Below are 13,258 nucleotides of genomic sequence, written 5' to 3'. Positions count from 1 at the left end.
CCCGTACAGGCTCCTCACGACCGGAGCGTGTGCAATCGGGGCACGACCCCGGGAGGCACACCGTGCACACGACCACCCGCCGCACCTGGACCGCCGTCGGCGCGGCCGCCGTCACTGCCCTCGTCCTGTCGGCCTGCACCGACGGCGGCGCCCGGACCCTGCCGCGGACGGAGACAGCCGGTCCGATGCCCTCGTCGACGACGACAGTTGCATCCCTGGTGCCCGACGGCGAGACCGCCGACGTCGCGACCGGACTCGACGCACCATGGTCGGTCGTCCGCACGGGCGACGGCCCCGAGGCACTCATCAGCGAGCGCGACTCGGCGAAGGTGCTCGAACTCGCGGCGGACGGCAGCACGCGGGAGGTCGGCACGGTCCCCGGGGTCCGGTCCGGCGGCGAGGGCGGACTGCTCGGACTCGCGCTCCACGACGGCGACCTGTACGTGTACTCGACCGCCGAGGACGGCAACCGCATCCAACGCTTCGCGCTCACGGGCGACACGGGCTCGTACGGCCTCGGCGACGCCACCACGATCCTCGACGGGTTGCCGTCGAGCGGCATCCACAACGGCGGGCGGATCGCGTTCGGCCCGGACGGCATGCTCTACGCGAGCGTGGGGGACGCCGGCAACGGACCCGATGCGCAGGACCGCGACTCCCTCGCGGGGAAGATCCTGCGGATGACGTCCGACGGGGACGTCCCGGCGGCGAACCCGTTCCCGGACTCGTACGTGTGGAGCCTCGGGCACCGCAACGTGCAGGGCATGGGCTGGGCCGCGGACGGCACGATGTTCGCCGCCGAGTTCGGGCAGAACACCTGGGACGAGCTCAACGTCGTCGAGAAGGGCTCGAACCACGGCTGGCCGGAGTTCGAGGGGAAGGGCGGCACCGGCGAGGGGTTCGTCGACCCCGTGCAGCAGTGGGCCACGAGCGACGCGTCCCCGAGTGGCCTCGCGGTGGTCGGTGACACGGTCTTCGTGGCGAACCTGCAGGGCGAGTCCGTCCGGGCGGTCCCCGTGTCGGACCCGTCGCAGTCGACCGAGTGGTTCGGCGGCGACTTCGGCCGCATCCGCACCGTGCTCGAGGGCCCGGCGGGTGTGCTCTGGTTCGTGACGAACAACACCGACGGACGGGGTGACCCGCAGGACGACGACGACCGCATCGTCTCCGTCCCGCTGTCCCGGGGCTGAGGCGGCCCCACCCTGCCCGCCGCCGGACCGCCGCCCGGCGGCTGAACAGGGGTTCCGGCAGCACCTCGCACGCTGCGCGACCGCGGAAGTACGGTGACGGCATGGACCACCGTGACGAAGCCCGCGACTTCCTCTCGAGCCGCCGCGCCCGCATCACCCCGGAGCAGGCCGGTGTCGAGACCTTCGGCGGGCGTCGGCGCGTGTCGGGACTCCGGCGGGAGGAGGTCGCACGGCTCGCGGGCGTGAGCATCGACTACTACACCCGACTCGAGCGGGGGAACCTCCAGGGCGTCTCGGACAGCGTGCTCGACGCGATCGCCGGAGCCTTGCAGCTCGACGGGGCCGAGCACGAACACCTCCGGGACCTCGCGAAGCACCAGAACGACTCCCCGAGGCGGGCCGGGCGGACCACCCCGGTCGCGGCGGTGCGCCCGGAGCTGCAGTACCTGCTCGACGTCATCACGGACGCGCCGGCGATGATCCTCAACAACCGGCAGGACATCGTCGCGGCGAACGACCTCGGGTACGCCATGCACTCCGTCCAGGTCGACTCCCCGGACCGGCCGATGAACTTCTCGCGCTTCATCTTCCTGCACCCGGTCGCCCGGGAGTTCTACCCGGACTGGCAACGCGCCGCGCACACGAACGTCGCGATCCTGCGCCGTGAGGCCGGCCGGAGCCCGCACGACAAGGACCTCGCGGCGCTCATCGGGGAGCTGTCGATGCGGAGCGACGGGTTCCGGGACCTCTGGGCGTCGCACGACGTCCGGCGGCACTACGCGGGCGTCAAGGCCTTCCGGCACCCGGTCGTCGGACCGCTCGAGCTGCACTTCCAGACGCTGGAGCTCGCCGAGGACCCGGGGCTCTCCCTGACGATCTACCCGGCGACCCCGGGCAGCCCCACCGCCGACGCCCTCCGGGTGCTCGCGTCGTGGGCTGCGACGGAACGCATCGGGGAGCGTGCCCGCACGCTCGTGTGACGCCGCAGGTGGTCCTGCCGTGAGGGGTGTCACCAGCCCCTGTCTCGGACAGCACGGCGCTCGTAGCGTGGGGAACCGACCACTATCCCGGAAGGACGACGCATGACCGACACCTCGTCCGTCGACACCCCCCGCACGACCGCTGCCGACGCGTCGTTCTGGGCACGCCTCCGCTTCCGCTGGCAGGCGGAGCAGGAGCTCCACGAGCTGACCCGTGACCGCGCCCGGGAGGACCGGGTGCGCGCCGAGGCCGCCGTCCGGCTCACTCCGAGCGCGGCTGCCTTCGCCGAGCTCTTCCGCCGGTGACCGACCAGGTCCGGGCCGGGATGACGCCGGGTCGCACGCTGCTGTTCGCCGTCGCGGGCGGGGCGGCCGTCGGCAACCTGTACTGGGCGCAGCCCCTGCTCGACGACATCGTGTCGTCGCTCGGCACGTCCGCCGCGCTGGCCGGTCTGCTCGTCACCCTCACCCAGGTCGGGTACGCCCTCGGCATCCTGCTGGTGGTGCCGCTCGGCGACGTGCTCGACCGCAAGCGGTTGATCCCCGGTGTGCTCGTCGCCTCGGCCGTCGCGCTCCTGTTCGCCGCCGTCGCCCCTTCGTTCGCGGTCCTGCTCGTCGCCCTCGCACTCGTGGGGCTCACGACGGTCGCCGGGCAGCTGCTCATCCCGCTCGCCGGCGATCTCGCCGATCCGGCGTCGCGGGGCCGGGTCGTCGGCACGATCGCCTCGGGCGTCCTGACCGGCATCCTCGTGTCCCGGACGGTGAGCGGACTCGTCGCGGATGCCTTCGGGTGGCGTGCGATCTACGTCGTCGCCGCGGTCGCTGCGCTCGTGTTCGCGGTGCTCCTGCACCGTGCGGTGCCCGCGCTCGAGCGCCGCGATCGCGTCGCGTACCCACGTCTCATCGCCTCCGTGTTCCGCGCCCTCGCCGCACACCGCTCCGTCCGCGTCACGCTGGTGATCAGCGCGACGGTGTTCGCGGTGTTCACGATGTTCTGGACGGCCCTGACGTTCCTGCTGAGCGGCGAGCCCTACGGGTACTCGACCTCGGCGATCGGCCTCGTCGGGCTGGCCGGGCTCGCCGGTGCGGTGGCGGCCCAGCGCGTCGGACGACTCCACGACCGGGGCCTCTCCGTCCCGGTCACCGGTGGAGCGCTCGCCCTCGTCCTCGTGTCACTCGTGGTCGCCGGGCTCGGCGCCCGGTCGATCGTCGTCGTGCTCGTCGCGGTCGTGCTGCTCGACGTCGGGGTGCAGGCGGCGAACGTGCTCAACCAGACGCGACTCTTCGCGATCGACCCGGCCGCGCGGAGCCGGCTCAACACGGCGTTCGTGACCGGGAACTTCGTCGGCGGTGCGATCGGGTCGGCCGTGGCCTCGGTGCTCTGGAACGTCGGCGGGTGGACGGCGGTGACGGTCGGTGGTGCCGTGCTCCTCGGCTTCGCACTCACCGTGTGGGCGGTGCACCGGCGCCGCGGGCTCGTCGTCACCGCCGGTCACTGATCGGGTCAGATCGATCAACCCGCTGGCCCCGATCCCGACCGTGTCGCCCGTCGGTTCGAGCACGTCTCCTGTCCGGCTGCGGGACTCAGTTCGCAGGCACGCACGCGTCTGATGAATCTGATACTTTAGCGTCCACTACTCAGCTCAACGGAGAGAGAGAAGATGTTCGCGATTCCACTGGCCATGATCACTGCCGCCACACTCGCCCTCACCAGCGTGGCTCCGAGCCCGATCGACCCACGAGTCGACGACCTCGAACGCGCCGTGGCAGCCCAGCCGGACGGATACGTCGACACGCCCTCGGTACCCGAGGGACAGCTGTCCCTGGATGGCCGCTCCCTGACGGCACCGTCCCCCGACGGCAGTGTCGAAGTACGGCTCCCGCTCGCGAGCGCTGCCCTCGGCATCGACAACCCGACAGCGCACGGCTCGCGCGCTCTCGCCGTCGAGGATCAGGGTGACGGCGCATGGCGCGCGCTGCTGCACCTCGCCGACGGTGGAACTGACCCGGCGCGGTTCGCGTTCGATTTCGAGGACGGAACGGAACTGATCCCGCTCGAGGACGGTGGCGTGACGGTGCGGAACGCCGATGGCGATCTCCTCGGCATCGTCGGAGAACCATGGGCCGTCGACGCTGCCGGAAACGCCGTGCCCACGCACTTCGAGGTCGACGGATCGACGCTTGTTCAGCATGTTCAGCCCGACGCAAGCACCAGGTTCCCGGTCGTCGCCGACCCGTTCTGGATCCCAGCGCTGCTCGTGATGGCGCACCTGACCCGGCATGCGCTCGCCCAGGCGGCAAAACGCGGAGTCAGTCAGGCGCTGATCAAGCAGGTCGTCCAGAACGGCAAACGTTCCGCTGGGAACAAGGGAACGTCCGTCTTCACGCAGGGCACGGGGAAGAATCGGGTCCGAGTGGTGGTGGACAACAAGTCCGGCAACATCATCACCGTGACGAGGGGTTGAGATGCACTTCGAGTACGACGCAGAAGCCGATGCTGTCTACCTCACGCTCGGAGCGCCCGTCGGGCCAGGCGAAGCAGTCCGGCAGGTGACGATCGAGGACGGCGGCATCCCGAGGGTCATCATCGACTACGACGCGGACGACAAGATCCTCGGCTTCGAGATCTTGGACGCGAGCAGGTCACTCCGGAGCGAGGACCTCGGTCGTTGACGCTGGCGCGGCCGCCCGTCAGACGACCAGCGGCCGCGCCACCTCGACCTCGCCGTTGTCGACGAGCCACCGCACCGCGTCGAGCACCGTCGCCGCGGCCGTGTACGCGGGCTCGTACCCGAGCACCCGCCGGGTCTTGTCGAGGCTGAACACCTGCGACCGCGACAGGTGCTGCCGACTGGCGTCGGCGTCGTCGGGGGCCGTGGTCTCCCGGAACCGGTCCCACGTCACGGACTCGAGCCGTGCCTCCTGGCCGAACCACGACGCGACCAGGTGGGCGTACCCGCGGACGGTGAGCGCCGTCGGGGCCGTGACGAAGCAGTCCTCACCCACCGCTGCGTCCCGGTGCTCGACCGCGAGCTGGAACGCCTGCGCGACGTCGTCGGCGTGCACGTGCGCCATCGACTCGGCACCGAAGCCCGGCACCTCCACCGGCTCGCCCGCGGAGAGGCGGGTGATGACGGAGGTGTCGAGGTTGCCGAGCGGACCGATCGGCACCCAGCCCGGCCCGCTGATGTGGCCCGGGTGCAGGGTGGTCGTCGCGACACCGCCTGATGCGGTTTCCTCCTTGTACAACCGGGCGATCACGTCCTTCTGCTCGCCGTACTCGCCGAACGGCGGCGTCGCGTTCTCCTCGGTGATCGGCAGCACGTACGAGACGCCGGCGCGCCAGATGGAGCCGCAGTGCACGAGGTGCGTGTCCGTCCCGCGGAGGGCGTCGAGCATCGCGCGGGCGCTGTCGACGGTGAAGCACACGAGGTCGATCACCGCGTCGGCGCGCAGCTCGGCGATGCGGCGCCCGAAGGTCCCGTCGCGGTCCTCCTGTTCGCGGTCGGCGGTGACCCGTTCGACCCGCTCCCACTCCGGGGCGTCGACGTAGGCCGAACGGGTGCCGCGGGAGACGACCACGACGTCGTGGCCGGACCGGACGAGACGCGGGACGAGGAAGGTGCCGATGTGGCCGGTGGCCCCGATGACGACGATGCGCATGACGGCCACGCTAGGCCTCCTGCCCTGCGCAGCGGAATGTTCCGACGCGGAACGGACTTGCTGCCCGCATGGCTGCACGATCCGGTGGTGTGGGCCTGCGCTCCGAGCGCGGGCCGATCCTGCTCTCCCTCATGCTCGCGACCGCGCTGGTCGCCCTGGACTCGACGATCATCGCCACCGCGTCGACGTCGATCGCTCGGGACCTCGGACACTTCCAGCAGCTCCCGTGGCTGTTCTCGGTGTACCTGCTCGCCCAGGCGGTGTCGGTGCCGATCTACGGGCGACTCGCGGACGTGCTCGGCCGGAAGCGTCTGCTCCTCGTCGGCATCGGGCTCTTCCTGCTCGGATCGGTGCTGTGCGGTGCCGCCTGGTCGATGCCGGCGCTCATCGCGGGCCGGGTCGTGCAGGGTCTCGGCGCCGGTGCCGTGCTGCCGATCTCGATGACGATCACGAGCGACATCTACACGCTGGAGGAGCGGGCGAAGACCCAGGGGTACCTCGCGTCGGTGTGGGGCATCTCGTCGGTGGTCGGCCCGACGCTGGGAGGGCTGTTCAGCGAGCTCGGCGCCTGGCGCTGGATCTTCTGGATCAACGTCCCGCTGGCGCTCGTCGCCGCGTTCATGCTCGTCCGGGCGTACACGGAACAGCGCGCGACGGACCGGGCCCGGCAGCGCATCGACCACCCGGGAGCCGTGCTGCTGACGCTCGGGACGACCGCGCTGCTGCTCGGGCTCCTCGAGGGCGGGACCACGTGGGCGTGGGACTCAGGCGCCTCGATCGGCATCTTCTCCGCCGCGATCGTGTTCCTCGCGGTGTTCATCGTCGTGGAGCTCCGGACCGAACACCCGATCTTCTCGCTCGCACTCCTGCGTCGGCGGGTGGTGGCGGCCTCCACGATCGCGTCCCTGGTGATCGGCGTCATCGTGATGGGGCTCTCGACGTACGTCCCGATCTACGCGCAGGACGTCCTCGGCACGTCGGCGTTGGTCGCCGGCTTCGCCCTCGCGGCGCTGACGCTCGGGTGGCCGATCTCGGCGTCGCAGGCCGGCCGGTTCTACCTCCGCTGGGGCTTCCGCGTGACGGCGCTCATCGGGTCGTCGCTGGTGCTGCTCGGCGCGGCGCTGACGATCGTGCTCGGATCGGCCTCGTCGGTGTGGCTCGTCGCGCTGTTCTGCTTCGTCGTCGGGGCCGGCATGGGCCTCACGGCCGTCCCGACCCTGATCGCGGCGCAGTCGTCGGCTGCTCACGACGAGCGCGGAGCGGTGACGGGCACGAACATGTTCGCGCGTTCGATGGGCTCGGCGATCGGCGTCGCGGTGTTCGGCGCGGTCGTCAATGCGCACGTGCGGCTGAACGCGGCCGGAGCGCCGGAGGGGCCCGGCCTCATGACGGCGATGCACCTGGTGTTCGTGTCGATCGCGGTCATCGCGCTCGTGCTGCTCGTGGCGGTGTCGTTCATGCCGGCGCACCGTCGGCGTGCGGAGGCACCGGCCGGGGCGGAGCCTGCAACCGCCTGAGGTGGTCACCACATGACGGCCTGGAGGCACGGTGCGGGCCCGCCCCGTGCCTCCAGTCCGGTTGCTGGTCGTGTGCGCGGCATCACGAGGCTCGCGCACAACGACGAGTCTCGTGCTCGCCAGCACCAGACTCGTCGCTCACCACGAGACTCGGCTCGCCCGCGGCACCGCCGCGTCAGTCCGCGGTGACGGCCTTCACGGAGCCGGCGATCACGGCGGCGTCCTCGGCGAGCGCCACCACCGGGTCCGGCAGGTGCGTCACACCGCCGACGGCCTTGCGCGCCGCCCAGCCGACGAAGGTGCCGACGATCGCACCCACGCCGCCGAGGATCGCGCCCTCGACGACGAGGTTCTTGCGACCGGTCGTGCCGAGCGCCGCACCTGCGAGGGCACCCGAGGCGACCCGTCCGAGGATCGCCGGGAACCCGATGCGGCTCGGCGTCGCGGGGAGCTTGTCGCCGATGAGCTCGCCCACCGCGCCGGCGACGAGGAGTCCGCGGCCCAGCGGCGTCGCGAAGACCTTCCAGTCCTGCCACGCCCCGGAGAGCTTCGCGTTGTCGTGGTTCAGCGCGAGCACGGCGAGGGGCGTGGCGCTGCGGCCACCGCTCAGGACGCCCAGCGCGAGCGTCCGGACGAGGGTTCGCTGTTCGTGGTCGGTGCTCATCGGTGTCTCCTCCTGGCTGACGCGTCGTGGTCCGCTCGTGACGGTACGCACCCCGTGCTGGGAGGTGTCGCCTCTCCACAGCCGTCGCGCGCCCCTACCGCGGGCGCCGCGGTGCTCCTACCATCGGCGCATGAGCACGATCACCGTGGAGCGGCGGGAGCACGTCGCGGCCCCGCCCGCCGCCGTCCTGCCGCACGTCGCGGACCTCACCCGGTGGCGCGCGTGGTCACCGTGGGAGGGTGCCGACCCCGACCTCCACCGCGAGTACACCGGCGAACCGGGGACCGTGGGGGCGACGTACGCGTGGTCGGGCAACCGGAAGGCCGGGGCCGGCAGCATGCGGGTCACCGAGGTCGGCCCGGACGGGGTCGTCGTCGCACTGGACTTCACGAAGCCGTTCCGGTCGAGCAGCGTCTCCCGGTTCGAGCTCGTCCCGTCCGGCTCCGGCACGGATGTCGTCTGGCGGATGGAGAGCCCACGGACGTTCATGACCCGGGTGTTCCCGCTCGAGAAGCTCCTGGGTCCGGACTTCGAGAAGGGGCTGCGGCAGCTCCGGGACGTCGTCGAGCGCGGCTGAGTCGCATGGAGGCCCGCCGGGTACCGTCCGGGTGATGAGCAACGTCATCCTCTTCGGCGGTCACGGCAAGGTCGCGCTCCTCGCGACGAAGATCCTCAGCGACCGCGGCCACACCGTCACGTCCGTCATCCGCGACGCCGACCAGTCGGACGAGGTCCGGGCGCACGGGGGCGAGCCCCGCGTCGCGGACATCCAGGAGCAGACCCTCGAGTCGTTCACCGACCTCGTCCGCGGGCACGACGCCGTGGTGTGGTCGGCAGGAGCCGGTGGCGGGTCCGCCGACCGCACCTACGCGATCGACCGTGACGCCGCGGTGCTGACCGTGCAGGCGGCCGCCCGCGCCGGGGTCGACCGGTACGTCATGGTGTCGTGGTCCGGATCGGTGCTCGACCACGGCGTGCCCCAGGACGACGACTTCTTCGCGTACGCGCAGTCGAAGTACGTGGCGGACGCGGTGCTCCGCGACTCCGGGCTCGCGTGGACCGTGGTCGCGCCGAGCACCCTCACCGACGACGAGCCCACCGGCCGCGTCGACTGGGACGGCTCGTCGTCGAAGGTTCCCCGTGGCGATGTCGCGCACGTGGTCGCCGACGTCGTCGAGGACCCGTCCACGGCTGGGCACACCGTCCGCTTCAACGGCGGGTCCACGGACATCGCCACGTTCCTGCGGACCGCGGCGGAGTGATGCCCGGCCGGCCGGTCAGGCCCCGGTCGGTCGGCTGAACAGGTTGACGACGGTGCCGTCGGGGTCGCGGAACAGCGTCGAGCGGTTCCCCCACGGCATCGTCGTCGGTTCGAGGACGACGTCGTCGAGCACGTCACGCAGCCGCGCGAACTCGGCGTCCACGTCGTCGACCTCGAACTCGACGAGCACCGAGTCGTTGCTGCCGGGCCGCGGAGCGCGGTCGCCGAGCATCGCCACGGTGGCGGTGGAGCCGATCGCGAGCACGGGACCGTGGTCCCCGCGGAACTCCGCGAACACGGGCGCCGGTCGGTGGGCCGTGGTGCCGGTGACCTGTTCGTAGAAGGTGACGAGTCGGTCGAGGTCGTCGGTGATGATGCGGATCGATGCGAATGCCATGTCGGCAGTGTGGGGGCGCTCCGCGACACCGTCCTGTCGGTGATTCCCGACGGCGCGACGGGCAGCGCGGTCAGTCCTCGACCGCGTGCCGGGTGACCCCGTGCGGGATGTCGAGATCGTCTGCCCGGAACGGTCGCGGTGGCGCGTGCTCACCCGTGGGGTCGAGCGACTCGATCCGCCCGGCACGGAAGGCGCGCACGGCACGCCGCAGCCGGCACCAGGCGACGAGGTACCAGACGCCGTCGCGGACGACGTAGCCGAGGGGCTCGACCTCGCGGTCGCTCGGCTCGTCGTCCCGGTCGCGGTAGCGGAGCCGGAGGACCTCGCCGTCGCGCAGTGCCGCGGTCACGACGTCGCCCGCCGGGGTGTCGTCCTCGGGTTCGAGGAACGCGATCCGCCGGGCGACGGCGAGTGACTCCGCGAGCCGCTCGTCGCGGGTCGCGGCGTGCACCTTCCCGAGGGCGCTCGCGGCGGCGTCGCGGAACGGCCCGGTCGCGAGGGCGCCGAGACCGACGGTGACGGCGAGCGCCTCGTCCACGGTCAGGCCGAGCGGCGCGAGGGTGTGCGCACGATCGAGGCAGTAGCCGCCGGTCCGGCCCGGCTCGGCCCAGATCGGCACACCCGCCTGCTGCAGGGCGGAGAGGTCGCGCTCGACGGTGCGGACACTCACCTCGAACCGTTCCGCGAGGCGGCGGGCGCTCAGCGGTCGCGGCGCGACCGCGCGGAGTGCCTCCACCAGCGCGTAGAGCCGGTCGGTGCGGTTCACGGGGTGACCAGGAGGCGGACGGGAGGCACGGTGCAGCCCCGCCACGGGCCTCCCGGCCGGTGGACGGCGTCCGCCGAAGGATCGGTGCGGCGGTCGGTCATCCCACGATCGTAGGGCGGTCCCCGGGCTGGACCACGCGCCGGTCCGACGCTGCCCACCGGAGCAGTGCCCCGCCCGCGAGCGCGCCGACGAAGTCGGCCGCCAGGTCGCCGATCGTGTCGTCGTACCCGACGAAGATCGACGCGTCGAGGTACGTGTGCCCGACCCACTCGCCGATCTCCCACACATCGCCGATCGCGAGGCCGGCCGCTCCGCAGACCACGACGAGGGCGGCGACCGACAGCGTCCGCACGTCCTGCAGCACGCCCAGGTCGGACGCGATCAGGCACAGGAGGACGCCGAGCAGTCCCACGAGCACGACGTGCACGGCCTTGTCCCACCCGGGCACCGTCGTGTACCAGTCGAGCGTGCTGCTCCACGCGGCGACGGAGGAGAGCACCCCGACGGCGAGGTCGAACGCGGGTCGGAGCCCGAGCATCCGCGGCACCACGGCCCCGAGGAGCGCGAGCATGGCGACGGCGAGGTCGATCGCTCCCCACCCGATGCCCGCGACCGGCACGCTCAGTGCGACGAGCACCCGGACGACGTCGGCCGCCCACTCGGCTCCGCGTGGTGGCCGGAGGAAGGTCGGTCCGAGGGTCCGGAGCAGGGCGCGGGTGGTCACACGGCCTCCCAGCGGAGGACGGCGGAGACGGCCGCGTGGTCCGAGAACGCCGGACCACCGGGCGGGCCCGTGGTGATCGCCGCGGACCGTACGCGAGCGCGGACGTCCGCGCCGCCGCTGTCGCCCTCGCGCACCAGGACGCGGTCGAGGCGCGCGCCGCCGGGTCGGGGCGAGCGGTGGTTCGTGTACGTGCCGACCGCGGGGGAGTCGTGCACCTCGGCGAGGTCCCACGTGTCGACGAGACCGGCAGCTCCGAGCGCGCGGGCGACCCCGGACCGCTCGGACGCGTTCCAGTCCGCCATCGCCACCACGGGGGTCCCGGCGCCGCGGGCGAGGCTGCCGACGAGCCGGGCGCCGTTCCGGAGCGCGAGGGGGGAGAACGGATCGAGGTGGGTCGCGATCGCGGTGAAGCGCACCCCGGTGGCGAGGTCGTCGACCACCGCGGTGACGGCGATCCGCGGGAAGAGGCTGCCCCAGGACCGCGAGCCGATCCGGTCCGGTCGTCGTGACAGCGCCGTCGTGCGGCGGTCGACCACGCGCAGTCGCTCGGCGTCGAGGAAGAGTCCGACGTGTTCGGCGTCACGGGCGCGGCTGCGGGCGGCGACGACGGCCGTCCAGCGCGGACCGAGCGTTGCGCTCACGGTGTCGAGCTGAGCGGGGACGGCCTCCTGGACGGCCAGGACCGTCGGTCGTTCGGCGTCGAGGAACGCGGCGAGCGCCCCACGGCGGTTGCCCCAGGCGTCCGCGTGGTCGCGGCGCAGGTGCGGGACCGGGCGTCGCACGTTGAGGGTCGTGCAGTGCAGGTCGGGGGCGTCGGTCACGCGGGGACCTCGGCGGCGGGCTCCGGGGCCGAGGAGGCCTCGGTGCCCCGTCGGGCGGGCACGGGGCCGGTCGGTACCGGGAGGGTCTCGTGCCGGAAGCGTCGCAGCAGTCGCCCTGGCGGCACGGCGCGGAGCCCCGACGCCACCAGGGTGTGCTGGGCCTTGAGTGTCCGTCGGAGCAGGCCCCGCGGGTCTCGGACCGGGCTGCCCGACACGGTGACGACGAGCGTCCGGTCGAGCACGGTCCGCCACCGAGGGTCGAACTGCAGCGAGAGGTCGACGTCGTCGTGCACCCGTGGGTCGTCGCGGTGCACGCGGTGCCGCACCGCGCGCCAGGCCGATCGGCGGAACAGGGCGTTCGAGCCGTACAGCGGCGGGCGTCCGAGGGCGGCGGTCATGGTCGCGAAGTAGGCGCGCATGTACATCGTCCGCCAGAACGCCGAGGCGACCGGCCCGAGGTCGCGGAACTCGCCCGGTCCGGTGACCGCGGTGACGAGCGGGTCGTCGAACCACGGCAGCGCGCGTTCCAGCCAGTCGTCCGGCACGATCGTGTCGGCGTCGATCCGGGCGACGACGTCGCCGGTGGCCGCGTCGTACCCGGTGCTCGCAGCCGAGGCGATGCCGCGCCGGAGCTCGTGCACGACCCGTGCTCCGGCCTCGAGCGCCACCCGGACGCTGTCGTCGGTGCTGCCGTTGTCGACGACGACGACCTCGTCCGCCGATCGGGTCTGGCGCAGCACGGCGGCCAGGCACGCACGCAGGTGCTCCGCGTCGTCGAGCACGGGGACGACGACCGTGACGGACGGGGGCACTGCCATGCTCCCGACTCAACCAGGACGCGACTGGGCGGCCGTGACGGTCGGCCGACGAGCGCGGTCAGTACTTCGCTGCGATGCCGACCATGTCACCACGGCCGAGCGTCCGGGACCCGAGAGCACACGGGCCCATCGACGGCTCCATGACCTGGCCGGTGCCGGTCGCCACGTGGCCGAGGCCGTACAGGTGCCCCCACTCGTGCGTCGCGACGGCCTGCACGTCGTAGCGGGTCCCGGAGCACGTCGAGGCGGTGCTCCACGAGTACTTCGTGTTGTACCGCTGGTCGGCCTCCTTGGCGACACCGTTCTGGTCGTACCAGACGCACGTCACGCCGAGGGTCCCGACCGGCAGGTACCCCCACCCCACGACGCTCGACCCGTTGTTCGCCGAGCAGCCACCCTTGATGGTCACGTTGTAGGCCTGCGTCGTCGTGCCGGCGTACGCGTCCGCCGCCGTCGA

Annotated in this window: 17 protein-coding genes; 9 read left to right on the top strand and 8 right to left on the bottom strand. The window is 72.4% G+C overall.

From position 1 onward, the window contains the following. The 6 genes from ACSW7Y_RS11730 to ACSW7Y_RS11705 all read left to right on the top strand — a co-directional run. A partial coding sequence (locus ACSW7Y_RS11730; protein WP_438126460.1) for a PQQ-dependent sugar dehydrogenase occupies window positions 1-1,190 on the top strand: 1,190 nt, incomplete at its 5' end. A gap of 101 nt (window positions 1,191-1,291) precedes the next feature. Continuing rightward, a complete protein-coding gene (locus ACSW7Y_RS11725; protein WP_438126459.1) occupies window positions 1,292-2,170 on the top strand; it encodes a helix-turn-helix transcriptional regulator in 879 nt (292 codons plus the stop codon). Window positions 2,171-2,272: 102 nt separating this feature from the next. Next, on the top strand, window positions 2,273-2,476 hold the full coding sequence (locus ACSW7Y_RS11720; RefSeq protein WP_438126458.1) for a hypothetical protein: 204 nt from the start codon (window positions 2,273-2,275) through the stop codon (window positions 2,474-2,476). Beyond that, entirely contained in the window at window positions 2,473-3,669 is a 1,197-nt protein-coding gene (locus tag ACSW7Y_RS11715; protein ID WP_438126457.1) for an MFS transporter, read from the top strand. The genes ACSW7Y_RS11720 and ACSW7Y_RS11715 overlap by 4 nt, the downstream gene beginning before the upstream one ends. Window positions 3,670-3,852: 183 nt before the next feature. Further along, the gene (locus ACSW7Y_RS11710) at window positions 3,853-4,635 is read left to right on the top strand and encodes a DUF4258 domain-containing protein (protein ID WP_438126456.1); all 783 of its coding nucleotides are present in this window, start codon (window positions 3,853-3,855) and stop codon (window positions 4,633-4,635) included. Between the two features lies 1 nt (window position 4,636). After that, window positions 4,637-4,843 carry a DUF2283 domain-containing protein gene (locus ACSW7Y_RS11705; protein ID WP_438126455.1) on the top strand — a complete coding sequence of 69 codons (207 nt, stop codon included), beginning with the start codon at window positions 4,637-4,639 and terminating at the stop codon, window positions 4,841-4,843. A gap of 18 nt (window positions 4,844-4,861) precedes the next feature. Here the strand turns inward: ACSW7Y_RS11705 and ACSW7Y_RS11700 are convergent, their stop codons facing one another. Continuing rightward, the gene (locus ACSW7Y_RS11700; protein ID WP_438126454.1) at window positions 4,862-5,833 is read right to left on the bottom strand and encodes an NAD-dependent epimerase/dehydratase family protein; all 972 of its coding nucleotides are present in this window, start codon (window positions 5,831-5,833) and stop codon (window positions 4,862-4,864) included. Window positions 5,834-5,901: 68 nt separating this feature from the next. On the opposite strand from ACSW7Y_RS11700, the gene ACSW7Y_RS11695 reads away from it, so the two are divergent. Beyond that, window positions 5,902-7,350: an MDR family MFS transporter gene (locus ACSW7Y_RS11695; protein ID WP_438126453.1), complete on the top strand. Its 1,449-nt coding sequence runs from the start codon at window positions 5,902-5,904 to the stop codon at window positions 7,348-7,350. Between the two features lie 175 nt (window positions 7,351-7,525). Here the strand turns inward: ACSW7Y_RS11695 and ACSW7Y_RS11690 are convergent, their stop codons facing one another. Beyond that, entirely contained in the window at window positions 7,526-8,014 is a 489-nt protein-coding gene (locus ACSW7Y_RS11690; RefSeq protein ID WP_438126452.1) for a DUF4126 family protein, read from the bottom strand. A 130-nt stretch (window positions 8,015-8,144) separates the two neighbouring features. Between ACSW7Y_RS11690 and ACSW7Y_RS11685 the strand changes: the two genes are divergently transcribed. Next, window positions 8,145-8,591, top strand: a complete 447-nt coding sequence (locus ACSW7Y_RS11685; protein ID WP_438126451.1) for an SRPBCC family protein — start codon at window positions 8,145-8,147, stop codon at window positions 8,589-8,591. Window positions 8,592-8,625: 34 nt separating this feature from the next. After that, the gene (locus tag ACSW7Y_RS11680; RefSeq protein WP_438126450.1) at window positions 8,626-9,276 is read left to right on the top strand and encodes an NAD(P)H-binding protein; all 651 of its coding nucleotides are present in this window, start codon (window positions 8,626-8,628) and stop codon (window positions 9,274-9,276) included. 15 nt (window positions 9,277-9,291) lie between these two features. Here ACSW7Y_RS11680 and ACSW7Y_RS11675 read toward each other — a convergent pair whose 3' ends face one another. From ACSW7Y_RS11675 to ACSW7Y_RS11650, 6 genes are all read right to left on the bottom strand, one after another. Continuing rightward, window positions 9,292-9,672, bottom strand: a complete 381-nt coding sequence (locus ACSW7Y_RS11675) for a VOC family protein (protein WP_438126449.1) — start codon at window positions 9,670-9,672, stop codon at window positions 9,292-9,294. A 70-nt stretch (window positions 9,673-9,742) separates the two neighbouring features. Further along, a complete protein-coding gene (locus ACSW7Y_RS11670; RefSeq protein ID WP_438126448.1) occupies window positions 9,743-10,438 on the bottom strand; it encodes a helix-turn-helix transcriptional regulator in 696 nt (231 codons plus the stop codon). 97 nt (window positions 10,439-10,535) lie between these two features. Then, window positions 10,536-11,162, bottom strand: coding sequence for a hypothetical protein (locus tag ACSW7Y_RS11665; protein WP_438126447.1), 627 nt, complete (start codon window positions 11,160-11,162; stop codon window positions 10,536-10,538). Continuing rightward, window positions 11,159-11,983 carry an endonuclease/exonuclease/phosphatase family protein gene (locus ACSW7Y_RS11660; RefSeq protein ID WP_438126446.1) on the bottom strand — a complete coding sequence of 275 codons (825 nt, stop codon included), beginning with the start codon at window positions 11,981-11,983 and terminating at the stop codon, window positions 11,159-11,161. The genes ACSW7Y_RS11665 and ACSW7Y_RS11660 overlap by 4 nt, the downstream gene beginning before the upstream one ends. After that, a complete protein-coding gene (locus ACSW7Y_RS11655) occupies window positions 11,980-12,801 on the bottom strand; it encodes a glycosyltransferase family 2 protein (protein WP_438126445.1) in 822 nt (273 codons plus the stop codon). Before ACSW7Y_RS11655 ends, ACSW7Y_RS11660 begins: the two co-directional genes overlap by 4 nt. A gap of 58 nt (window positions 12,802-12,859) precedes the next feature. Further along, a partial coding sequence (locus ACSW7Y_RS11650; RefSeq protein WP_438126444.1) for a matrixin family metalloprotease occupies window positions 12,860-13,258 on the bottom strand: 399 nt, incomplete at its 5' end.

Origin of the sequence: Curtobacterium flaccumfaciens (assembly GCF_051548005.1) — a bacterium.
Taxonomy (GTDB): Bacteria; Actinomycetota; Actinomycetes; order Actinomycetales; family Microbacteriaceae; genus Curtobacterium.
Note: the sequence above shows the minus strand (reverse complement) of the source record. Positions and strands in the feature narration are given on the sequence as shown.